This is a genomic window from Agrobacterium sp. SORGH_AS_0745, from assembly GCF_030818995.1.
Lineage (GTDB): Bacteria > Pseudomonadota > Alphaproteobacteria > Rhizobiales > Rhizobiaceae > Agrobacterium > Agrobacterium tumefaciens.
On record NZ_JAUTBI010000003.1, the window covers coordinates 2,023,287 to 2,045,778 of the forward strand.

20 protein-coding genes are annotated in these 22,492 nt (G+C 58.3%); 17 read left to right on the forward strand and 3 right to left on the reverse strand.

Annotated features, from left to right (window positions below):
• The first annotated feature begins 266 nt into the window (after positions 1-266).
• The 12 genes from tsf to lpxB all read left to right on the forward strand — a co-directional run bounded on the left by tsf (position 267) and on the right by lpxB (position 12,425).
• Positions 267-1,193: a translation elongation factor Ts gene (gene tsf / locus QE432_RS19615; protein ID WP_003512838.1), complete on the forward strand. Its 927-nt coding sequence runs from the start codon at positions 267-269 to the stop codon at positions 1,191-1,193.
• 97 nt (positions 1,194-1,290) lie between these two features.
• Positions 1,291-2,013 carry a UMP kinase gene (gene pyrH, locus QE432_RS19620; RefSeq protein WP_003502561.1) on the forward strand — a complete coding sequence of 241 codons (723 nt, stop codon included), beginning with the start codon at positions 1,291-1,293 and terminating at the stop codon, positions 2,011-2,013.
• A gap of 66 nt (positions 2,014-2,079) precedes the next feature.
• Positions 2,080-2,637 (forward strand): ribosome recycling factor, encoded by a 558-nt coding sequence (gene frr / locus QE432_RS19625; RefSeq protein WP_003512840.1) that lies wholly within the window; start codon positions 2,080-2,082, stop codon positions 2,635-2,637.
• 64 nt (positions 2,638-2,701) lie between these two features.
• Positions 2,702-3,445 carry an isoprenyl transferase gene (locus QE432_RS19630; RefSeq protein ID WP_003512842.1) on the forward strand — a complete coding sequence of 248 codons (744 nt, stop codon included), beginning with the start codon at positions 2,702-2,704 and terminating at the stop codon, positions 3,443-3,445.
• Complete coding sequence (locus tag QE432_RS19635; RefSeq protein ID WP_003512845.1) at positions 3,445-4,278, forward strand: phosphatidate cytidylyltransferase; 834 nt, start codon at positions 3,445-3,447, stop codon at positions 4,276-4,278. The genes QE432_RS19630 and QE432_RS19635 overlap by 1 nt, the downstream gene beginning before the upstream one ends.
• Positions 4,279-4,327: 49 nt before the next feature.
• A complete protein-coding gene (gene rseP / locus QE432_RS19640) occupies positions 4,328-5,449 on the forward strand; it encodes an RIP metalloprotease RseP (protein ID WP_019565535.1) in 1,122 nt (373 codons plus the stop codon).
• A 199-nt stretch (positions 5,450-5,648) separates the two neighbouring features.
• Positions 5,649-7,973, forward strand: a complete 2,325-nt coding sequence (gene bamA, locus QE432_RS19645) for an outer membrane protein assembly factor BamA (protein WP_019565536.1) — start codon at positions 5,649-5,651, stop codon at positions 7,971-7,973.
• A 49-nt stretch (positions 7,974-8,022) separates the two neighbouring features.
• Positions 8,023-9,090, forward strand: a complete 1,068-nt coding sequence (lpxD, locus tag QE432_RS19650; protein ID WP_306625376.1) for a UDP-3-O-(3-hydroxymyristoyl)glucosamine N-acyltransferase — start codon at positions 8,023-8,025, stop codon at positions 9,088-9,090.
• On the forward strand, positions 9,083-9,550 hold the full coding sequence (gene fabZ / locus QE432_RS19655) for a 3-hydroxyacyl-ACP dehydratase FabZ (RefSeq protein WP_013636020.1): 468 nt from the start codon (positions 9,083-9,085) through the stop codon (positions 9,548-9,550). Before lpxD ends, fabZ begins: the two co-directional genes overlap by 8 nt.
• Positions 9,547-10,362 carry an acyl-ACP--UDP-N-acetylglucosamine O-acyltransferase gene (gene lpxA, locus QE432_RS19660; RefSeq protein ID WP_111795833.1) on the forward strand — a complete coding sequence of 272 codons (816 nt, stop codon included), beginning with the start codon at positions 9,547-9,549 and terminating at the stop codon, positions 10,360-10,362. Before fabZ ends, lpxA begins: the two co-directional genes overlap by 4 nt.
• Before the next feature lie 3 nt (positions 10,363-10,365).
• Positions 10,366-11,259 (forward strand): LpxI family protein, encoded by an 894-nt coding sequence (locus QE432_RS19665; RefSeq protein ID WP_162686637.1) that lies wholly within the window; start codon positions 10,366-10,368, stop codon positions 11,257-11,259.
• The gene (gene lpxB / locus QE432_RS19670; protein WP_111783100.1) at positions 11,244-12,425 is read left to right on the forward strand and encodes a lipid-A-disaccharide synthase; all 1,182 of its coding nucleotides are present in this window, start codon (positions 11,244-11,246) and stop codon (positions 12,423-12,425) included. Before QE432_RS19665 ends, lpxB begins: the two co-directional genes overlap by 16 nt.
• 130 nt (positions 12,426-12,555) lie before the next feature.
• On the opposite strand, the gene gltA is transcribed toward lpxB, so the two are convergent.
• Positions 12,556-13,845 carry a citrate synthase gene (gltA, locus tag QE432_RS19675; RefSeq protein WP_003496202.1) on the reverse strand — a complete coding sequence of 430 codons (1,290 nt, stop codon included), beginning with the start codon at positions 13,843-13,845 and terminating at the stop codon, positions 12,556-12,558.
• A gap of 306 nt (positions 13,846-14,151) precedes the next feature.
• Here gltA and QE432_RS19680 point away from each other — a divergent pair, with 306 nt between their 5' ends.
• Positions 14,152-16,587 (forward strand): ComEC/Rec2 family competence protein, encoded by a 2,436-nt coding sequence (locus QE432_RS19680; protein ID WP_306625381.1) that lies wholly within the window; start codon positions 14,152-14,154, stop codon positions 16,585-16,587.
• A gap of 16 nt (positions 16,588-16,603) precedes the next feature.
• Here QE432_RS19680 and QE432_RS19685 read toward each other — a convergent pair whose 3' ends face one another.
• On the reverse strand, positions 16,604-17,287 hold the full coding sequence (locus QE432_RS19685) for a glutathione S-transferase family protein (RefSeq protein ID WP_306625383.1): 684 nt from the start codon (positions 17,285-17,287) through the stop codon (positions 16,604-16,606).
• A gap of 439 nt (positions 17,288-17,726) precedes the next feature.
• Complete coding sequence (gene lexA, locus QE432_RS19690; RefSeq protein ID WP_003512859.1) at positions 17,727-18,449, reverse strand: transcriptional repressor LexA; 723 nt, start codon at positions 18,447-18,449, stop codon at positions 17,727-17,729.
• A gap of 211 nt (positions 18,450-18,660) precedes the next feature.
• Between lexA and QE432_RS19695 the strand changes: the two genes are divergently transcribed.
• The 4 genes from QE432_RS19695 to QE432_RS19710 all read left to right on the forward strand — a co-directional run bounded on the left by QE432_RS19695 (position 18,661) and on the right by QE432_RS19710 (position 22,464).
• Positions 18,661-19,542, forward strand: a complete 882-nt coding sequence (locus tag QE432_RS19695; protein WP_111795838.1) for a VOC family protein — start codon at positions 18,661-18,663, stop codon at positions 19,540-19,542.
• Positions 19,542-20,387 carry a 3-deoxy-8-phosphooctulonate synthase gene (gene kdsA / locus QE432_RS19700; protein WP_060724147.1) on the forward strand — a complete coding sequence of 282 codons (846 nt, stop codon included), beginning with the start codon at positions 19,542-19,544 and terminating at the stop codon, positions 20,385-20,387. Before QE432_RS19695 ends, kdsA begins: the two co-directional genes overlap by 1 nt.
• A 147-nt stretch (positions 20,388-20,534) precedes the next feature.
• A complete protein-coding gene (eno, locus tag QE432_RS19705; protein ID WP_003512870.1) occupies positions 20,535-21,809 on the forward strand; it encodes a phosphopyruvate hydratase in 1,275 nt (424 codons plus the stop codon).
• Between the two features lie 337 nt (positions 21,810-22,146).
• Positions 22,147-22,464 carry an FtsB family cell division protein gene (locus QE432_RS19710; protein ID WP_003512872.1) on the forward strand — a complete coding sequence of 106 codons (318 nt, stop codon included), beginning with the start codon at positions 22,147-22,149 and terminating at the stop codon, positions 22,462-22,464.
• The last annotated feature ends 28 nt before the right edge of the window (positions 22,465-22,492 follow it).

A 22,492-nucleotide genomic window follows, 5' to 3' on the forward strand; every position in this document is an offset into this window, starting at 1 on the left:
GTTTCAAACCGCTCCGTCGGGGCTTCGGTGAAGTCTCTGGCGTTTTGATGCGGATGAAATCCGGTGGCAGCCTTCATAACGCTGTCACACTTGAGCGGCACCCATCGTTTCGATGTATGGAGACGCCGCAGCACTTGGGAATGCGCATGCCCCTTTCCTGAAATCGTCCCGGTTTCAAAGGGTGTGCGGCCGGGTACACTCATCACCCAGAACTTCGGCACGGCGAATTCAGCCGGCTGACCGATCGAACCGATAAGAGGCAAACAATGACCGAAATCACAGCCGCAATGGTGAAGGAACTGCGCGAGAAATCCGGCGCAGGCATGATGGACTGCAAGAAGGCTCTTGCTGAAACCAATGGCGACATGGAAGCGGCGATCGACTGGCTGCGCGCCAAGGGCATCGCAAAGGCCGACAAGAAGTCTGGCCGTACGGCTGCCGAAGGTCTGATCGGCGTCGCCACCATGGGTCACAAGGCTGTTGTTGTCGAACTCAACTCCGAAACCGACTTCGTTGCCCGCAACGACGCGTTCCAGGATCTCATTCGCGGCATTGCCCAGGTAGCGCTCTCCACCGACGGCACCGTTGAAGCCGTCAGCGCCGCCACCTATCCGGCAACCGGCAAGTCCGTTTCCGACAGCATCAAGGACGCGATCGCCACCATCGGCGAGAACATGACGCTGCGCCGTTCGGCAGCACTCGAAGTCGAGCACGGCGTTGTCGCGACCTACATCCACAATGCTGCCGGCGAAGGCATCGGCAAGCTTGGCGTTCTCGTTGCCCTGAAGTCGGTCGGCGACAAGGCCGTTCTGAGCTCCATCGGCCGCCAGGTCGCCATGCACATCGCTGCAACCAACCCGCTCGCCATCCGCGCCGAGGAAGTTGACGCAGCCGTGGCCGAGCGCGAACGCAACGTCTTCATCGAGCAGGCCCGCGAATCCGGCAAGCCGGAAGCCATCATCGAAAAGATGGTTGATGGCCGTATGCGCAAGTTCTTCGAAGAAGTCGCTCTTCTGTCGCAGGCTTTCGTCATCAACCCCGACATCACTGTCGGCGCTGCCGTCAAGGAAGCTGAAAAGGAAGCCGGTGCTGCCATCGAAGTGACGGGCATGGTTCGCCTGCTGCTCGGCGAAGGCGTCGAAAAGGAAGAAAGCGATTTCGCAGCAGAAGTCGCCGCAGTCGCCAAGGGCTGATTATATTTACCCAATCTTGGGAAAACGGGAGGGCATCGCGTGACAACGCGGTGCCCTTCGTGTATCCGCGTTTCGGTTACATTTCCGAGGAGTCATGATGTCTTCCAAGCCGATCTACAAACGTGTTCTTCTCAAGGCTTCCGGTGAAGCCCTTATGGGCGATCAGGGTTTCGGTATCGATGTGGCGGTTGCAGACCGTATCGCCTCCGATATTGCCGAGGCGAGGGCGATGGGCGTTGAAGTCGGCGTTGTCGTCGGCGGTGGCAATATTTTCCGCGGCGTTGCCGTGGCGTCCAAGGGCGGTGATCGCGTTACCGGCGACCATATGGGCATGCTGGCCACCGTCATCAACGCGCTGGCGCTCGCAACCTCCCTGCGCAAGCTCAGCATTGACACCGTCGTTCTGTCCGCAATTGCGATGCCGGAAATCTGTGAGAGCTTCTCGCAGCGTGCAGCGCTCCACCATCTGGCGCAGGGCCGCGTGGTGATTTTTGCCGGCGGCACGGGCAACCCCTTCTTCACAACCGATTCCGCTGCAGCGCTGCGCGCCGCGGAAATGGGCGCGGAAGCAATCTTCAAGGGCACCCAGGTGGACGGCATCTATTCCGCCGATCCGAAAAAGGACCCGACAGCCACCCGTTTCGACGAGCTGACCCACAGCGAAGTGCTAGGCAAGGGACTGGCGGTCATGGATATTGCAGCTGTCGCGCTTGCCCGCGAGAATCACATCCCGATCATTGTTTTCTCGATCCACGAGAAGGGCGGTTTCGCGCAGATATTGACCGGCGGCGGCCGCAAGACCATCGTGCACGACAAATAATCAAAAAACGATGTCGCCCCTGTGGCGTATTCCGGCCGCCACGGCCGATAGAGATGGAGTATCAAGATGAGTGGTATTGACCTCAACGATATCAAGCGCCGCATGGATGGTGCCATCAATGCATTCAAAAGCGATATTGCATCGCTGCGCACCGGCCGCGCTTCGGCCAACATTCTCGATCCGGTGACCATCGAGGCCTATGGCTCGCGCGTTCCGCTAAACCAGGTCGCAAACATCACGGTTCCGGAGCCGCGCATGCTCGGCGTCAACATCTGGGACAAGTCGATGGTGAACGCCGTCGACCGTGCCATCCGCGAATCCAATCTCGGCCTCAACCCGATCGTTGATGGTCAGAACCTGCGTATCCCGCTGCCAGAACTCAACGAGGAGCGCCGCAAATCACTCGTCAAGGTAGCTCATGACTACGCCGAGAAGTCCAAGGTGGCGATTCGTCACGTGCGTCGCGATGGCATGGATGGTCTGAAAAAAGCCGAAAAAGACGGTGATATCGGTCAGGACGAAAGCCGTGGACAGTCGGAAAAAGTGCAGAAAATCACCGACGACACGATTTCGGAAATTGAGCGCTTGCTTGGCGAGAAGGAAAAGGAAATCATGCAGGTCTAGTATCGCTTGCGATAGACCTGTATTTTATTCGTTTTAATTCCACGCTGCCTGTTACTGGATCGATATGCCGACGACGACACGTTCCTCAATACCCGAGCACGTCGCCATCATCATGGATGGAAATGGGCGATGGGCAAAACAGCGCGGTCTTCCGCGGGTGATGGGGCATCGCCGCGGGGTCGAGGCTGTGCGCGAAACGGTGCGTGCGGCCGGCGACTGCGGTGTCCGCTATCTCACACTTTTCGCGTTCTCGTCGGAAAACTGGCGCAGGCCCGAATCCGAGGTCAGCGACCTGATGGGGCTCTTGAAGGCTTTCATTAGGCGCGACCTTGCGGAACTGCACCGCGAAAACGTGCGTGTGCGCATCATCGGCGATAGGCAGGGGCTGAAAAACGATATCCGCAGTCTTCTCGAAGAAGCGGAACATATGACGGCTGATAACACCAGGCTGACGCTGGTGATTGCCTTCAATTACGGCAGCCGCGACGAGATTGCCCGCGCGACAATGGCGATTGCCCGCGATGTCGCCGAAGGCCGGCTGGATGCAGAATCGATCACGCCGGAGATTATTTCGGCAAGACTTGATACATCAGGCATACCGGATCCTGATCTGATCATCCGCACCAGCGGCGAGGAACGGCTGTCGAACTTCCTGCTCTGGCAGGCCGCCTATTCCGAGTTCCTGTTCGTTCCCGAATATTGGCCCGACTTCGACCGGCAGCGGTTTTTTTCCGCAATCGAGCAATATGCAACGCGTGATCGCCGTTTTGGCGCTCTGGCCGAGCAGGTTGCCGTGGCAGGCGCCTGATGAGCCGTGAACTCAGACTGCGGATCATATCCGCAATCGTCATGGCGGCGGTCATTTTGGCTGCGACCTGGTATGGCGGCATTCTGTTCCGCATCGTGGCCGGTCTGCTGGCGATCCTCATCTATTATGAATGGGCGACAATCACCCGCATGTCGGAAACCAATTCCACCGGCAATGCCTGGGGCTGGTTTGCGGTTGCCGTCATCGCCGGCAACACGATTTTCGGCGAACCTTCGCTCGACCTGCCTCTGCTCTCTGGCTTCACGCTGACGGCGGCACTTTTTCCCGTGTTGCGTGGCAGAAACTGGTGGCTGGTGGGCGGCATCGTTTATGCGGGTCTGAGCGGCATATCGCTGGCCGCCATTCGCGGCGATGAGCTGACCGGTTTCGTCGCCATCCTGTTCATTTTCGCGGTCGTCTGGTCAACGGATATTCTCGCTTATTTCGTCGGGCGCGCCATCGGCGGGCCAAAGCTTGCGCCGTCGATTTCACCGGGCAAGACTTGGTCAGGCGCTATCGGCGGAGCGGTGGCCGCATTGATCGGCGGCGGCGCGGTGTCTCTTGCCTATCACGGCAGGATTAGCCTGCTGCTGCTTGGGCTCGCTCTCATTCTTTCGGTGTTCAGCCAGATAGGCGATCTCTTCGAATCCTTCGTGAAACGGCGTTTTCAGGTCAAGGATTCGAGCCATCTTATTCCCGGCCATGGCGGCTTCATGGACCGGGTTGACGGTCTTGTTTTCGCCTGCTTTACGGTATTCCTCATTGCTTTCGTGCATGCGGCGGCAACCGGCGACGTGCCCGGATCGGGCGGCGGCCTGTTGCCGGGCTTTTAAGCGGCACGCAAGGTCATGAAATAAAGGGCAGATTGTCATGAACACAGTAATGGCGGCGACCGGTTTTCTGACCGGCTATATCGTGCCCTTCGTCCTCGTACTTTCCCTGCTCGTTTTCGTCCATGAAATGGGCCACTACCTTGTCGGCCGCTGGAGCGGCATTCGCTCCACCGCCTTTTCCATCGGTTTTGGCCCGGAGCTGATCGGCTTTACCGACAGGCACGGCACGCGCTGGAAGATTTCCGCCATACCGCTCGGCGGCTATGTAAAATTCTTCGGCGACGAGGATGCGTCCAGCAAGCCGGATAGTTCCGGCCTGTCGCACATGTCGCTTGAGGAGAGGGCGCAGACGCTTTCCGGCGCTAAGCTGTGGAAAAGGGCGGCGACGGTTGCCGCCGGACCTATTGCCAATTTCATTCTCGCCATTCTCATCTTCGCGGTCCTGTTCGGTGTCTATGGCCGTATGATCGCCGATCCGGTCGTGGCGGAAGTGCGTGAAAACAGCGCGGCTGCGGCCGCCGGCGTGCACCCCGGTGACCGCCTCGTTGCGATCGACGGTGAAAAGGTCAAGACGTTCGAGGACGTACGCCGTTATGTCGGCATCCGTCCGGGCACGCCGATCACCGTGACCGTCGAAAGGGCAGGTGAGGAGCTGAAGCTGCCGATGGTTCCGACCCGCACCGAAACCACGGACCAGTTCGGCAACAAGCTGGAAATGGGCATCATCGGCATTGTCACCGACCAGAATAGCGGCAATTTCCGCCACATCGAGTATTCGCCGTCTGAGGCGCTGCTTGAGGGCGTGCGTGAAACGGGCCACGTCATCACCGGTACTTTCAACTACATCGGTAACCTCGTGACCGGGCGCATGAACGCCGATCAACTGGGCGGTCCAGTCCGCGTAGCACAGGCTTCCGGTCAGATGGCGACGCTCGGTATTTCGGCCGTCATCCAGCTTGCAGCGGTTCTTTCCGTATCGATCGGCCTTTTGAACCTGATGCCTGTGCCGGTTCTGGACGGCGGACATCTGGTGTTTTATGCAATCGAGGCCATCCGCGGCAGACCGCTTGGTGCCGGTGCGCAGGAGGTTGCGTTCCGTATCGGCATGGCAATGATTTTGGGGCTTATGGTTTTTGCAACATGGAATGATATCAGCAGCTTGATTGGCTGAGGATAGTGTTTTAACGGTTTTGTTAGTCGATTGTTTACCCTGTTTTTATCCCGAAGTGGCGAATGCGCCACTCTGGATCACGAAGTAAACAGAATTTAACGTTCTGACTTGCTTGTAGGGGAAAAGCAGGTAAAACGACGCACATGGCCGGAGTCGGGTTCCGCCCGCTGAGGGACAACGTAAAAAGGTAAGAATTGAAATGAAGGCTGGTTCAAGATTTTTGAACGCGGTGTCGGCGGTTGCGCTGTCTGCTGGTGTTTCTTCGGTTGCGGGCCTCGGCGTGCTTGCCTCTGCTGGTGTTGCGAATGCAGCCGTCATCAGCAAGATTGATGTTCGTGGCGCTGAGAGATCCGGTGCGGACTCCGTACGCTCCAACATCACCATTGCGCCGGGTAAGAACTTTTCCAATTCGGACATCGATGAATCGGTGAAGCGTCTTTACGCCACCGGTTACTTCTCGAATGTCTCCATGCGCGTTTCCGGCAGCACGCTGGTTGTAACGGTCAACGAAAACCAGCTCGTCAATCAGGTGGTTTTCAACGGTAACCGCAAGATCAAGGACGACAAGCTCGCTGGCGTCGTGCAGACCCAGCCGCTCGGCCCGTTCAATCAGGCAATCGTTACTGCCGATATCGCGCGCATCAAGGAAGCCTATTCCGCGATCGGCCGCAGCGACGTCGAAATCACCACCCAGACCGTTTCCGTTGGTCAGGGCCGTGTGAACATCGCTTTCGTCATTAACGAAGGCGAGCGCACGAAGATCGGCCGCATCGATTTTGTCGGCAACAATTCCTATAGCGACGGTCGTCTGGCCGCCGTCATCAATACCAAGAAGTCCAACATGCTGTCGTTCCTGACACGCAAGGACGTCTATAACGAGGACAAGCTGCGCGCCGACGAAGAGGCGCTGCGCCAGTTCTACTACAACCGTGGTTATGCCGACTTCCGGGTCGTGTCGTCCGACGCGGTGCTTGATGAATCCAAGAACGAATACACCATCTCCATCACGGTCGACGAAGGCAAGAAGTACGACTTCGGCAACGTCGCAGTCGAATCGACTGTTCCGGGTATTGACGGCTCCGAGCTTCAGGGTCTCGTGGAAACCCGCCAGGGCGCTAGCTACAGCGCCAAGGAAGTCCAGCAGAGCATGGAAGCGATTTCCAAGCGCGTTGCCGGTGAGGGGTATCCTTTCGCCCGTGTAACGCCGCGCGGCGACCGCGATATGTCTGGTAACACCATCGGTGTGACCTATATCGTCGATCAGGGCGAGCGCGCCTATGTCGAGCGTATCGAAATCCGTGGCAACACGCGTACGCGTGACTACGTCATTCGTCGCGAGTTCGATATTTCCGAAGGCGATGCTTTCAACCAGACTGTCATCACGGCTGCCAAGCGCCGTCTTGAAGCGCTCGGTTATTTCTCGAAGGTCAATGTCTCGACTGCCGGCGGCAGCGCGCCTGATCGCGTCGTCATCGTTGTCGACGTGGAAGATCAGTCGACAGGTTCGTTCGGTATCGGTGCGGGTTACTCGCAGAACGACGGTGTGCTGCTTGAAGCATCGATCGAAGAGAAGAACTTCCTCGGTCGTGGCCAGTACATTCGTCTCGCCGCCGGTGCGGGTGAAGACGATGCACGCAGCTACACGCTGTCCTTCACCGAGCCGTATTTCCTTGGTTACCGTCTGGCCGCAGGTTTCGACCTGTTCAAGAGCCAGAGCCGCAGCGAAGATTATTACGATTACGACGAGCAGGGCTTCGCACTGCGCGTGACGGCGCCGATCACCGAGAACCTCTCGACGACGTTCAAGTACACCTACAAGCAGCTCAACTACGACGGTGAGGGCGATTGGGAAACCGGCAGCAATCTTGCCGAGCCCTATAAGGCTCTGATCCGTGGCGGTGACTGGACACAGTCCATCATCTCCAACACGCTGAACTACAATACGCTCGACGACCGCAACATGCCGCGCGAAGGCTGGCAGGCTGCCTTGACGAACGAATTTGCAGGCCTCGGCGGCGATTCCGAATATTACAAGATCTACGCCAAGGCGCGCTTCTACTACACGCTTTCGGATGAGTACGACGTTATCGGCTCGCTCACCGGTCAGGCGGGTCACGTCGTTCCGACGGGCGACAATCTGCTGGTGTTCGATCAGTTCAAGTTCGGTGGTCGTCAGGTTCGCGGCTTCAAGAATGATGGTATTGGCCCGCGTATCGGTTCCGACTCCATCGGCGGTACGACCTACTTCGCGGCTTCTGCTGAAGTCACGGCTCCGATGCCTGGTGTTCCGGAAGATTTCGGCCTCCGTCTCGCCGGTTTCGTCGATGCCGGTACGCTGTACGGCAACAAGGTTGCCAACAGCGCAGGCGTGAAGGATGACAACTCCATCCGAGCATCCGCCGGTATCGGCGTGATGTGGGCATCGCCCTTCGGCCCGATCCGCGTCGACTATGCGGTTCCGATCGCCAAGGAAGACTACGACGAGGAACAGCGTTTCCGGTTTGGCATGTCCAACACTTTCTGATATCGGCAGTCCAGAACTGCAACTTTGAACGTTCTGGAGTGTCCGGCTAATGGAATACAACGCGTTTTTTCCGCCCCACGAGGGACTGCGATTGAAAGACATCGCAGACCGTTTTGGGGCGGAACTGTCTGATGAGGCGGCGGGAGAAAGGATCATCAGGTCCGTTTCGCCGGTCTACCGGGCAAAACCCGACCAGCTCTGCTATATTCTTTCTCGCAAGAACCGCGATGAGTTGCCGACCTGTGAGGCTGGCGCCGTCATTTGTGACGCCGCACTTGCGGATATGCTGCCGTCTCACATTCCGGCGCTGATATCGAAAAACCCGCACACGCTTTTTGCGCAGGTAGGTGCCTTGTTGCATCCCGCCGCGATGCGTCCCGGTACGACTGTGGTGATGGAAGCTGAAGTTTCCCATACCGCGCATGTCGATCCGTCTGCAAAGCTGGAAGCTGGCGTGATTGTTGAGCCGCTTGCCGTGATTGGCGCTGGTGCCCATATCGGCGCCGGTACCCGGATCGGGCCTGGTGTCATCATCGGCGCGGATGTTCAGGTGGGGCGTGATTGCACGATTGCCGGCGGCGCGAGCATTCTTGCCGCTCTCATCGGCAACAATGTGATTATTCACAACGGAGCGCGCATAGGTCAGGACGGGTTCGGTTATGCGCCCGGTCCGCGCGGCATGCTGAAGATCGTGCAGATCGGCCGGGTTATCATTCAGGATAATGTTGAGATCGGCGCTAATACGACGATCGACCGTGGCACGATGGACGACACGGTCATCGGCGAAGGTACCAAGATCGACAATCAGGTTCAGATCGGCCACAACGTCCGCATCGGCCGCCATTGCGGCATCGTCAGCAAGGTCGGCATTGCGGGCAGCACCCGCATCGGCGATGGTGTGATGATCGGCGGCGCGGCGGGTATCAACGGCCATATCACTATTGGTGACGGCGTGCAGATTGCGGCGATGAGCGGTGTTGTCGCCGACGTTCCGGCCGGCGCCCGTTATGGTGGGACGCCAGCGCGTCCGATGAAGTATTTCCTGCGCGACATGGCCGATATTCTGGCGCGCGCTGAAGGGCGTGATAAAAAAACAGGAGAAAAAAACGATGACTGAAGAAACCAAGACGACGCTCGGCGCGGCTGACATTCTGGAAGTCATGAAGCTTTTGCCGCATCGTTACCCGTTCTTGCTCATCGACAAGATCATCGAGATCGATGGTAATAATTCGGCGATTGGCATCAAGAACGTGACGGTCAACGAACCGCATTTCACCGGTCATTTCCCGGATCGCCCGATCATGCCGGGTGTTTTGATCGTCGAGGCCATGGCCCAGACGGCAGGTGCGATCTGCGCCCGCAGCCAGGGTGAGGGCGGTTATCTCGTCTATTTCATGACAATCGACAATGCGCGCTTCCGCAGACCCGTCGTTCCCGGCGATCGTCTGGAAATTCACGTGGTCAAGCAGCGCCAGCGGGGCAATGTCTTCAAATTTCATTGCGAGGCCAAGGTCGAAGGCGCGCTGGTGGCTGAAGCTGACGTCGGTGCGATGATGATCCCCGAGGACCAGCAATGAGCACTATCGCGGCTTCGGCAAAAATTCACCCGACCGCCGTTGTCGAAGACGGCGCGGTTATCGGTGAAAATGTCGTCATCGGTGCTCTGAGCTATGTCGGCGCGAAAGTCACTCTGCATGACGAGGTCACGCTGCACAATCATGCCGTCGTCTCCGGTCTCACCGTCATTGGCCGTGGTTCGGTCATCCATCCAATGGCCGTTATTGGCGGTACACCGCAGGCAATTCGCCACGATGGCTCGGAAACGACGCTTGAGATCGGTGCCCGCTGCATCATGCGCGAAGGCGTAACGATGAATGCGGGCAGCTCCGATGGCAGCGGCAAGACGATTGTCGGCGATGACAACCTGTTCCTCGCCAATTCGCATGTGGCGCATGATTGTCGCCTCGGCAGCCATATCATTCTGTCGAACAATGTGATGCTGGCGGGACATGTCACCATTGAGGACCGCGCCATCCTGGGCGGCGGCTGTGCCGTGCACCAGTTCACCCGAATCGGTCGTCAGGCCTTCATCGGCGGGTTGTCGGCGGTCAATTATGACGTCATTCCCTATGGCATGCTGAACGGTAATCCCGGCATTCTCGGCGGGCTGAATGTCGTTGGTATGACGCGTTCCGGTATAGACCGCGCGGATATTCACAAGGTCAGGCGCGTCTTCAAGCAGATCTTCGAAGGCGAAGGCGCTATCCGCAGCAATGCGGCTGCGATTGACCGCGCAGAATATCTCGATTGCCCCCAGGTCATCGAAATCCTCGATTTCATCGGTGCGGACAGCGACCGCGCGCTTTCCTCGCCAAACCGGGGCAAGTGAGTCGTGACAGGCGGCGGGCGTCTCGCCATCGTGGCCGGCAGCGGCCAGCTGCCGCTGCATGTCGCGGCGGCTGCGCGCGAGATGGGGGAGAACCCCTTCATTGTACAGCTGCGCGATGATTCCCAGTTTGACTGGAGCGGTTTCGACAATGCGGTGATTAGCGTCGGCGATGTCGCCGGGCTTGGTCGTCTGCTGCGCGAAAACCAGGTCGACCGCGTCGTGCTTTCCGGCGCCGTGGCGCGGCGCCCTGAATGGCGGGAAATCCGCCCCACGATCGGCATATTGCTGAAACTGCCATCCATCGTCCGCACCCTGCTGTCGAGCGGCGATGACGCCGTTTTGCAGATGGTCATCAAGGTCATCGGCACGCTTGGGGCAAAAGTCATTGGCGCCCACGAGATCGCACCCGGTCTGCTTGCTACGACCGGCCCTTTCGGTGCGCATAAACCTGCTGAAGACGATCTGCGCGACATACGCAAGGCCGCGCAGGCCGCACTGGCACTCGGCACGCTTGATGTCGGGCAGGGTGCAGTCGCCGTTGGCGGCCGTATCGTTGCACTGGAGGGCGTCGAGGGCACAGACGCGATGCTGGCGCGTGTCGCGGCATTACGCGCTGAGGGCCGCATCTCGACCCGTCGCAAGGGTGTTCTGGTGAAGCTCTGCAAGCCGCAACAGGATATCCGCGCTGACCTGCCGACTATCGGCGTGGAAACGGTGGAGAACGCGCATAAGGCCGGGCTGGCGGGGATCGCCGTTGAAGCCGGGCGCGCGCTGGTACTTGATCGCGATGAGATGTTGAAGGCGGCAGATCAGGCCGGCATATTCGTCTGCGGTATCGATACGTCACTCGGTGAAGACATGATGGGCGGAGACATGGTGGGATGGCGGCAACGTTGAAGGTGGCGGTTATAGCTGGCGAGGTATCGGGCGATCTTCTGGGTGCCGATCTCATCCGGTCCCTGAAAGGCCATTACTCGGGTTCTGTCGAGTTAATGGGCGTCGGCGGTGAGGCTCTGGAGGCGCAGGGGCTGGTTTCGCTGTTCGATTATTCCGAACTCTCCATCATGGGCTTCACGCAGGTTCTGAAGAAGCTGCCGAAGCTGATTTCGCGGATCAACCAGACCGCGCAGGCAATCATTGTCGCCAAGCCGGATATTCTGCTGATCATCGACAGCCCGGATTTCACCCATCGTGTTGCGAAAAAAGTACGCAAACAATTGCCGCATCTGCCGGTCGTCAATTATGTCTGCCCCAGCGTATGGGCGTGGAAGGAATATCGCGCCACTGCGATGTTGTCCTATGTCGATCACGTTCTGGCCCTGCTTCCATTCGAGCCGGAGGCGATGCGGCGTCTCGGCGGCCCGCCGACAACCTTTGTCGGCCATCGCCTCAGCGTCGATCAAGACGTGCTCTCCGTGCGGCAGAGGCGGGCTGAGCGGCCCCTGCCTGCCAACGGCGAACCGAAAACCATTCTGCTCCTGCCGGGGTCACGTTCCACCGAAACGACCCGGTTGATGGAGCCGTTTCAGGAAGCGGCAAAAGCATATGTCGAGCGCAACGGCCCGACGAAGTTTCTGCTGCCGACAGTGCCGCGCCAGGAAAACCGCATCCGCGAACTGGCGGCAACATGGCCTCAGGATATCAGGCCTGAAATCGGCATCGATCCCGCCTTCAAGTGGAATGCATTTGCGCGCGCCGATGCGGCGATTGCCGCGTCCGGCACCGTTATTCTCGAGCTCGCGCTCGTCGGCGTACCAACCATATCGGTCTACAAGACCGACTGGATTTTCACGATGCTGAGCAAGCGGGTGAAAACCTGGACAGGTGCGCTTCCGAACCTGATTGCCGACTATGTCGTGGTGCCGGAATATTTCAACGAGGTGGTACGGGCAGGGTCGATGTTGCGCTGGGCCGAACGGCTCTCATCCGACACCACCGAACGGCGGGCGATGCTGGAAGGCTATGCTCTTGTGCAGGAGCGTTTGCACACCGAAGTGCCTCCTGGCGAAACCGGCGCCCTTATCCTTCTCGATGTGCTGAACAGCCGCAAGCAGCAAGGCTGAACCGGCAGCGATCCTGTCTGCTTCCTGGGGTTGGCAGGGCAGGTTTCGCTATTCTTATCGATGATCATATCCAACAAAAAAGCCGGCGGATAAAACCCGCCGGCTTTTTTATGTTGGTTGGTTTCCCGGCTTAACGCTTGGAAACCGGAACGTAGTCACGCTTGCCGGCGCCCGTGTAGAGCTGACGCGGACGGCCGATGCGCTGCTGCGGATCCTCGATCATTTCGTTCCACTGCGCGATCCAGCCGACGGTGCGGGCCAGTGCGAACAGCACGGTAAACATGGTCGTGGGGAAGCCAAGCGCCTTCAGCGTGATACCCGAATAGAAGTCGACGTTCGGGTATAGCTTCTTCTCGACGAAGTAAGGATCGGAAAGAGCGATCTTTTCGAGTTCGAGCGCGACCTGCATGATCGGATCGTCGGAGTTGCCGGTGGCTTCCAGCACTTCGTACATCGTCTTCTGCATGATCTTGGCGCGCGGGTCGTAGTTTTTGTACACGCGGTGGCCAAAGCCCATCAGGCGGAACGGATCGTTCTTGTCCTTGGCGCGGGCAATATATTCCGGAATGCGGTCAACCGTGCCGATTTCGTTGAGCATGTTGAGCGCCGCTTCGTTGGCGCCGCCATGTGCCGGACCCCAGAGGCAGGCGATGCCCGCTGCAATACAGGCGAACGGGTTTGCACCCGACGAACCGGCAAGACGCACCGTGGAGGTGGAAGCGTTCTGTTCGTGATCCGCATGCAGGATGAAGATGCGGTCCATGGCGCGGGCCAGAACCGGATCGACCTTGTACTCTTCGCAAGGCACGGCAAAGCACATGTGCAGGAAGTTGGAAGCGTAATCGAGGTCGTTCTTCGGGTAAACGAAGGGCTGGCCGATATGGTACTTGTAGGCCATGGCGGCGATCGTCGGCATTTTCGCGATCATCCGCAGCGAAGCGACCATGCGCTGGTGCGGATCCGTAATGTCGGTCGAGTCGTGATAGAAGGCCGAGAGAGCGCCGACCGTGCCGCACATGACAGCCATCGGATGTGCGTCGCGACGGTAGCCGGTGAAGAAGCGGCTCATCTGCTCGTGCACCATGGTGTGGCGCGTTACGCGGGTGTCGAAGTCCTTCTTCTGCGCAGCCGTCGGCAATTCGCCGTAAAGCAGCAGATAGCAGGTTTCCAGGAAGTCGCCCTGTTCGGCAAGCTGCTCGATCGGGAAGCCGCGGTGCAGGAGAACGCCTTCGTCACCATCGATATAGGTGATCTTGGATTCGCAGGAGGCTGTCGAGGTGAAGCCGGGGTCGTAGGTGAAGGAGCCCGTGTGCTTGTACAGCGTGGCGATATCGACGACGCTTGGTCCAATCGTGCCTTCCCTGACCGGGAGTTCGACCTGTTTTTCGCCAAGTGTCACTGTAGCGCTTTTTTCCGTCATACTGATCCTCCGAAAACATGCGGGTGGGGGCGTTGAGATACGCCCCGCGGTTAAGCGTCTACCGATTAGCTATATGATCCTTGCGCGGATGCCAAGCTATCCAAAGGTCAAATTGTGCATTGCGGCAAACGCAATCGCGTTGCTTCAGGCTTTCCCGGCAGCAGCAATTCAATCTCGGTCAACGCATCGTTAAAGTAAAGGATTGCAATCCCCAGCGCTGGTCTGCAAACCTGTTTTTGGTGCGGCAAGGGGCGGTGGGGATTGCTCGGTCAAGGGGAAAAACAGCATTTCGAATATGCTAAAACGATGCAGGGAGACTTGCCCGGCACGCGGGAAATTCTGTTTCCTCTCCGCCGAAGCAGTGATGCGGCAACATATGACACTCCCGCCATTATTCCCGAGATTAACCGCAACACTACCTTGGCCGAAAAAATCGCCACGTGCCTGGCCGAGGAGCGCGCATTCGGCCACGATTTTCTTTTCATTCCCGTTTCCATCGGCTGCGGCGCGGTACTCTGGTTTTCTCTAGATGCCACGCCTTCCCCGGTCATTTTGATTGCCACATTTCTTTTTGTCGCCGTTCTGGCGCTCTTTGTGAGATACAAGGCTGGCATTGCGGCGGCGGTTTGCGGCCCTTTCGCTTTTCTATTGCTCGGCATGCTCCTGGCCGATTTCGAAACCCGACGGGCAAGGACCGTGGTGCTGGATACCCCCGTGACCACCACCATCACCGGCACCGTGGCGCGCCGGGAGGTCGATGCACGCGGCTACTGGCGATATGTCGTCGATCTGACCGCAACAGCGGACCCGACATTGTCGCGTCCGCCGCAGAGGATATCGGTGCTTTCGCGTGGCGGAGGCGAGCCGATCGCACTCGGCGCAACCCTTCGCGGCAAGGTCCGCCTCTCGCCGCCATCCGGCCCGGCCTTACCGGGACTGAACGACTTCGCCTTCACGTCCTATTTCAGAGGCATAGGCGCGACCGGTTTCTTTTATAAATCACCGGATGCGCTTGTATCACCCGTTGGTGACGCAAGGCCTGACAAGGGTTGGTTGGAATGGGCCGATATGCGGCTTTACGGCCTTCGCAGCGCAATTGCCGAACGCATCCGCACCACCATCGGCGGTGATGCCGGAGCCTTCGCCGCCTCTATCATCACCGATGAGAGACAGGCTATATCGGCGGAGACGATGGAGGCGTTGCGGCTCTCCGGCCTTGCCCATATCGTTGCCATATCCGGGCTCAACATGGCATTGGCATCCGGCATATTCTTTGTTGGCCTGAGACTGGCTTTCAGCCTGTTTCCCGCCTTTGCGCAGCGCTGGCCGGTCAAGAAGATCGCGGCTTTCGCGGCACTGCTGATGACGCTTGCCTATTATCTGATTTCCGGTTTTGCCGTTTCCGCCGAGCGTGCCTGGCTGATGATGTCTGTGATGCTGATCGCGGTCCTTTTCGATCAGCCATCACTCAGCCTCAGAAACGTTGCCATTTCCGCCCTGATCATTCTGGCTTTCTCGCCCTCGGAAATCATGGGTCCGAGTTTTCAGATGTCATTTGCGGCCACCATAGCGCTTGTTTCGGCCTATGCCTTCTGGAGCCGTTGGCGTACGGATCGCGAGCGGCTGTTCATCGGGCGCAAGCCCGCATGGCTGAAGGTGGCGGAAATGATGGGCGCGGTCATTGGCGGCGTTATCACGACGTCGCTGATCGGGGGCCTTTCGACGGCGATCTATTCAGCCGAACATTTTCACCGTGTCACCACCTATGGACTGTTCGCCAATCTGGCTGCAATGCCGCTCATGTCGCTGATCGTCATGCCATTCGCTCTTATCGCCATGCTGCTGATGCCCTTCGGGCTCGATGCGCCGTTCCTGAAGATCATGGGTTATGGCATGGCACTCGTCATCGAGGTTGCAAACGAGGTGGCCTCCTGGGGCGGCAGCGCAGCGACTGGGCGTCCGCACGGCTGGTTTATCGGTTTGGCTTCGGTGGGTTTCCTGCTGCTGACATTGCTGCGCAGCCGGCTTGCGCTTCTTGGCATCCCGTTTCTGCTCTTCGCCTTCGGTGTGTCGGCAGTTACGGCCTATCGTGATCTGCCGGATCTATTGATTCACGAGGACGGCGACTTGGTGGCACTCCTGGAGGACGGCAAGGTCTCAACCACAAAAGCCCGTCCGCAGGGCTTCGTTTACGGCCAGTGGCAAAGGGCGCTGCTGCTGCCGGAAAAAACCGTGCCGCCAGATTTTATAAATGGTGAAAGCATGGCAAATACTGCTGGTTCTGACTCGAGATCGAAACTGTCGCCGGAAGACATGGCTGTGGTGGTACGCGAGATGACGGCGGCGCTCAAAGACGCTAAAGCTGGCGTCTTCACCTGCAGGAAAGACATATGGTGCGTAGCGAGCGCCGCGAGCGGAGAGTGGATCGTCGTTCTGGAAGATGGCCGCTTCGCGGGAAAAGCCTGCGATATTGCCGATATCGTCGTTGTTTCCCGCAGAACCTCTTTTTCGCAGTGCCGCTCGGGTGCACTCCTGCTCAGCCGTGACATCTTGCGGCGTCTCGGTTCTGTGGAAATAGATTTTGCTGACAAGAGGGAGGAGGGTGTGGTGAGCGGGCTGCGCGCCGCAATCGCCGGAACGGACAGGCCCTGGAGCCAGCACCGTTATTACGACTGGAAAAGCGGACGTTTCGACCGTGATCTGCCGCAGCCCATCATCCGGCTGCTGGCGGCGTCGCAATGACTGCCGCCAGCATGGATCATCGGGCCTTGGCGCGCAAATCTTCAGTCAATTCGCCGATCCCGCCAACTTCCTCTTCATGACCAGCGTCGCGCCAGCTCTCCTTCAAACCGGCCTCGTACCATTCTTGCATGGCAGGCAGGGCGAGCAGCCGGTCGCAATAGGCTTTCGCTGCTGGCGAAAGATCCGCGCTGCCATAGGTCTGGAAACGGAATGCAACCGGGCAGAAGAAAGCATCGACCGCCGTGAACTTTTGACCGGCAAGATATGGCCCGCCGAATTTTGTGAGACCCTCGCTCCACAACGCATCGATCCGCTTTATATCGGCCTTAAGCCCGGCATCGCCGCCCCTGGGTTTGACCCGAATGCCCACCGACATGGGATAGAGATTGCGCAGCGAGGAAAAGCCGGCATGCATCTCACTTGCGGCCGAACGCGACCAGGCCCTCGCATGCTTGTCGCTAGCCCAGACGCTCTGGTGTCTTTCAGCAAGATATTCGACGATCGAAAGCGTTTCCCAAACCGTCATACCCTCGTCGACTAGGCAGGGCACCTTGCCCGTCGGCGAAAAGGAGGAGAAGGAGACGCCTTCGCCGAACGGAATGAGCTTTTCATCAAAGGCGATACCGAGCGTGCGCATCAATACCCACGGCCGCAGCGACCATGAAGAATAGTTCTTGTTGGCTATATAAAGATCGTACATGGCGTATCTCCCGGATATGACGCGTATTTCTACACCTGCCAAGAGTTCACGGAATATCGAAAATTATCCATGGCTCCCATAAACGCCGTTGATGAATGGTGATGTGGGGTCGCTGAGAGCGCGACTTGCGATAAGTCATCCTTTGGTGACCACTAAAACTGACTGCGCAACACGACAGAACAACGTCGCTAAAAAACAGCGGATGGGATCGCTTCGACAATTATAGCGAACAGCCCATTCGCCACCACGCCTGTAGCGAAACCGAAGCATCTTTATGGAGTAGGAACTCAGTTTAGAAAGGGCAACGCGCATAGGCTGAATGGCGCATATCCTCGTGCACCCGCAAAAGCACGCCACGTTTGGAAACAGCCAAACCCGATATAGGCGCCATCTTCACGATGACGCCTATTGTAAAGTGAATACGTTCGGTTCGATAAGATCAATGGTAGCGGCGGATCAGCCCCACCAGCTTGCCCTGAATTTTCACCCGGTCGGGCCCGAAGATACGGGTCTCATAGGCTGGGTTTGCCGCCTCGAGCGCAATGGAGGCTCCCTTGCGGCGGAAGCGCTTCAGCGTGGCTTCCTCGTCATCCACCAGAGCCACAACGATGTCCCCGGGATTGGCGGTGTTGCCGTTGCGGATGATGACTGTGTCGCCGTCGAAAATGCCGGCCTCGATCATCGAATCACCCTTGACCTCAAGAGCGTAATGTTCGCCCGTGCCAAGCATGTCTACTGGCACGGCCACATCATGGGTGTTGTTCTGGATGGCGGAAATCGGCACGCCCGCAGCGATGCGGCCCATGACCGGCACGGTGACAGCCCCGCCCAGATCATTGGCCGGCGTCTTGGGGGCAGGGGCCGGTTCCGGCGTCTTGGGCTTGCCAAGGCTGCCTTCGATAACGCTCGGCGAAAAGCCGCGCTGCGGCCTTGCACCCGGCGTATAAGCCTCGGGCAGCTTGATGACTTCCAGCGCCCGGGCTCTATTCGGTAGCCGACGAATGAACCCGCGCTCTTCGAGAGCGGTTATCAGGCGGTGGATGCCGGATTTCGAAGCAAGATCGAGTGCGTCCTTCATTTCATCGAAGGAGGGCGGCACGCCGGACTCTTTCATTCGTTCATGAATGAAGAGAAGCAATTCCTGCTGTTTGCGCGTGAGCATGAGGAAAACACCCTTTAGAATCGTAGTGGAAGTCGCGAAACAAATACAGAACGAACACTATATGTTCCATATGTGTTCTGCAATCCCCTAAAATTTCGTGAAGGTGCCATCTGTTGCTGTGATGATTTGCCTCATAGCACGCAATTGTGCTTTTGTGCGGTCAAAACCGTCCCGGCATGCTCCGGGCGGAAGGCCAGCAGGATACATTTTCATGACGAAACCCTATAGCGTTGACCATCTCGTTTTGCCCGTGGAAGTCATAGGCGTCGCCGTGAAGCGCCTCGTCAGTCTTGGCTTTACGGTTGCGCCGGAGGCTCTGCATCCTTTCGGCACCCAAAATGCCTGCGTATTTTTCGCCGATGGCACCTATCTGGAGCCGCTCGCAATTGCTGATCCGGCTAAATATAACGCGTCAATAGAGAGGGGTGATGTGTTCACCGGCAGGGATGTGGCCTTCCGGCAACGGGACGGGCAGGAGGGTTTTTCGGCTCTTGTCGCCAGGACTAAAGACGCCTTGGTTGACCATGAGCGGTTTCGGGCAGCCGGCCTTTCGGCGGGCGATGTTTTCGAGTTTTCGCGGCCTGTTCGGATGCCGGATGGCTCGCAAGGCGAGGCGGCGTTCCGGCTGGCTTTTGCGGCAAGCGGGGCGGCCGCGGATTTCTTTTTGTTCAGTTGTCAACGGCTTCAAGCCCTTCCGGGCGATCGCACCATGCTGGAGCGCCACGCCAATGGTGTCACCGGCCTGAGTGAAATCGTCCTGTTTTCCGGCGGCAATATGAAGGTGGCGGGCCTGATCGAGACAGTGTTTGGCTGTGAAGGCAAATGGTCTCCGGGCGGTGATATGGTTTTCGCGACCGGCAATGCCAACATCAGATTGCCCGGAAAACCGCCTTTCGGCGGGCAGGCCCTGAATGCTCAGGATGGCAACGAAGGCGGATTGCGCGGCGCGGGCATCGTCTTTTCGTCACACGATCTTGCCGTGACAGAGGCGGTGCTTGCTGCTAATGGCGTGTCCTGCGCAAAAGCGGACGGCCGTCTGGTGGTGCCCGCAGCACCTGGTCAGGGTGTTGCCTTCGCCTTCGAGGAAAAATGATGAGCGTTACGAACAATCTTAAAGTCACCGCCGGCGATGGCGCCAGCAAGGTTTCATTCTCGAATGCCGAGCGGTTTTCGCTGATTGCCGGTCCGTGCCAGATGGAAAGCCGCGAACATGCCTTCATGATCGCTGGCGTCCTGAAGGAGCTTTGCGACAAACTGGGAATAGGGCTTGTCTACAAGTCCTCTTTCGACAAGGCGAACCGCACTTCGCTTTCCGGAAAACGCGGCATCGGTTTGGATAACGCGATGCAGGTTTTTGCCGATCTCAAGAAGGAATTCGGTTTTCCTGTTCTGACCGACATCCACACGGAAGAGCAATGCGCCATCGTTTCCGAGGTAGTGGACGTGCTGCAGATCCCGGCGTTCCTCAGCCGCCAGACCGATCTTCTCGTTGCTGCCGCCAAGACCGGCCGCGTCATCAACGTCAAGAAAGGCCAGTTTCTGGCGCCCTGGGACATGAAGAACGTGCTTGCCAAGCTCAATGAGAGCGGCAATCCGAATGTGATGTTGTGCGAGCGCGGCGCGTCCTTCGGTTACAACACGCTGGTTTCCGACATGCGCTCTTTGCCGATCATGGCAGCGCTCGGCGCACCTGTCGTGTTCGATGCCACCCATTCGGTGCAGCAACCGGGCGGGCAGGGCGGCTCCACAGGTGGCCAGCGCGAATTCGTCGAGACGTTGGCGCGTGCGGCCGTTGCGGTTGGCGTGGCTGGTCTCTTCATCGAGACCCATGAGGATCCGGACAATGCGCCGTCAGACGGCCCGAACATGGTCCACCTGAAGGACATGCCGAAACTGCTCGAAAAGCTTCTGGCTTTCGACGCGATTACGAAAGCCTGATCGGCTGACCGTGACGGCGGGCACTTTTGTGCCAATCGATTTTAATGGCGGGCGGGCCGTTTCCGCTGCCCACCGTCATTGTAATTTCTTCGCCATCGTCTAAGACAGGCGACGGAAAATATCTGTTCCATTCCCAAGGGAGAGACCATGACTGCCATTACCGATATCATCGCGCGCGAAATTCTCGACAGCCGCGGCAATCCGACCGTTGAAGTCGACGTTTATCTCGAAGACGGCTCCATGGGCCGTGCCGCCGTTCCCTCCGGCGCCTCCACCGGCGCGCATGAGGCGGTTGAGCTGCGCGATGGCGGCAAGCGTTATCTCGGCAAGGGCGTGGAAAAGGCGGTCGAAGCCGTCAATACAGAAATCTTCGACGCGATTGGCGGTTTCGACGCTGAAAACCAGATCCAGATCGACCAGATGATGATCGCGCTCGACGGCACGCCGAACAAGTCGCGCATCGGCGCCAACGCCATCCTCGGCGTGTCGCTCGCCGTTGCGAAGGCTGCCGCTGAAGCCTCCGGCCTGCCGCTTTACCGTTATGTCGGCGGCCCGAACGCGCATCTGCTGCCGGTTCCGATGATGAACATCATCAACGGCGGCGCGCATGCCGATAACCCCATCGACTTCCAGGAATTCATGATCCTGCCGGTCGGCGCAGAAAATATTCGCGAAGCCGTGCGCATGGGCTCCGAAGTCTTCCATACGCTGAAAAAAGAACTGTCCGCACAGGGCCACAACACCAATGTAGGCGATGAGGGCGGTTTTGCACCGGGTCTCGAAAGCGCGCCGGCAGCACTCGATTTCATCATGAAGTCGATCGAAAAGGCTGGCTACCGTCCGGGCGACGACATGTTCATCGGTCTCGACTGTGCGGCGACCGAATTCTTCAAGAACGGCAATTACGTTTATGAAGGCGAAGGCAAGACCCGTTCGCCGATCGAGCAGGCCGAATACCTGGCCGAACTCGTGGCGAAATATCCGATCATCTCCGTCGAAGACGGCATGGCTGAAGACGACTGGGATGGCTGGAAGGCGCTGACCGATCTCATTGGCAACAAGTGCCAGCTGGTGGGCGACGATCTTTTCGTCACCAACTCCGCCCGCCTTCGCGACGGTATCAAGATGGGTGTCGCCAACTCCATCCTCGTCAAGGTCAACCAGATCGGTTCGCTTTCCGAGACGCTGGACGCAGTCGAAACGGCGCACAAGGCAGGTTACACCGCCGTCATGTCGCACCGTTCGGGCGAAACGGAAGATTCCACCATCGCCGATCTCGCGGTCGCAACCAACTGCGGTCAGATCAAGACCGGCTCGCTTGCCCGTTCCGACCGGCTCGCAAAGTACAACCAGCTTATCCGCATTGAAGAAATGCTGGGCCCACAGGCTGCTTACGCCGGCCGTTCGATCCTGCGCGGATAATTCGCGTTCGGGTTTCGCGATATGGCCCGCCGCCTGGCGGGCCAGTCTCAGGGATGGGCGGTTTATCCGCACTGCTCACTCCCGAGTTGATCCGGGGTTCAGTCAGCCCAGGTCCCTGGGTTGAAAGGACTCTTTTCACGGCGAAGACGCGCTGTGGCTTGATGCGGGATCACGCTCGGCATAACGAACTCTCTCTGATATCGTCGTCATTATTAGCCCGCCTCTGGCGGGCTTTTTTGCGCCTATCAGCCGCGCGGAATTTTAAGGTCAACGGATAGTTAAACAATCCGCATTAGTCTCGAGACTCACATTATGCGTTTTAAGGCTTCTCTCCGGCATGTGGACCAGACATCATAAAAAGAGACGATTCGGCCGTTTAATCGTTCCGGCCATTACGATCGCTTTTCTTTCCTATTTCGGGTATCATTCCATCCACGGCGACTTCGGCCTTCAGGCGACGGAGCGGCTGGAGCGGCAGCGTATTGCCAGAACGGCAGAGCTTGCCAAGCTGACGCAGGCGCGCGTTGCGCTGGAGCGGCAGGTCGAATTATTGAGCGACGGTTCTCTCGAACGTGACATGATTGACGAGATTTCCCGTTATCAGTTGAATATGTCCCGTACGGACGAAATTGTCATCATGAATACCTACTTCTAATTAACCGAAATCAAGTTAATTAATGATT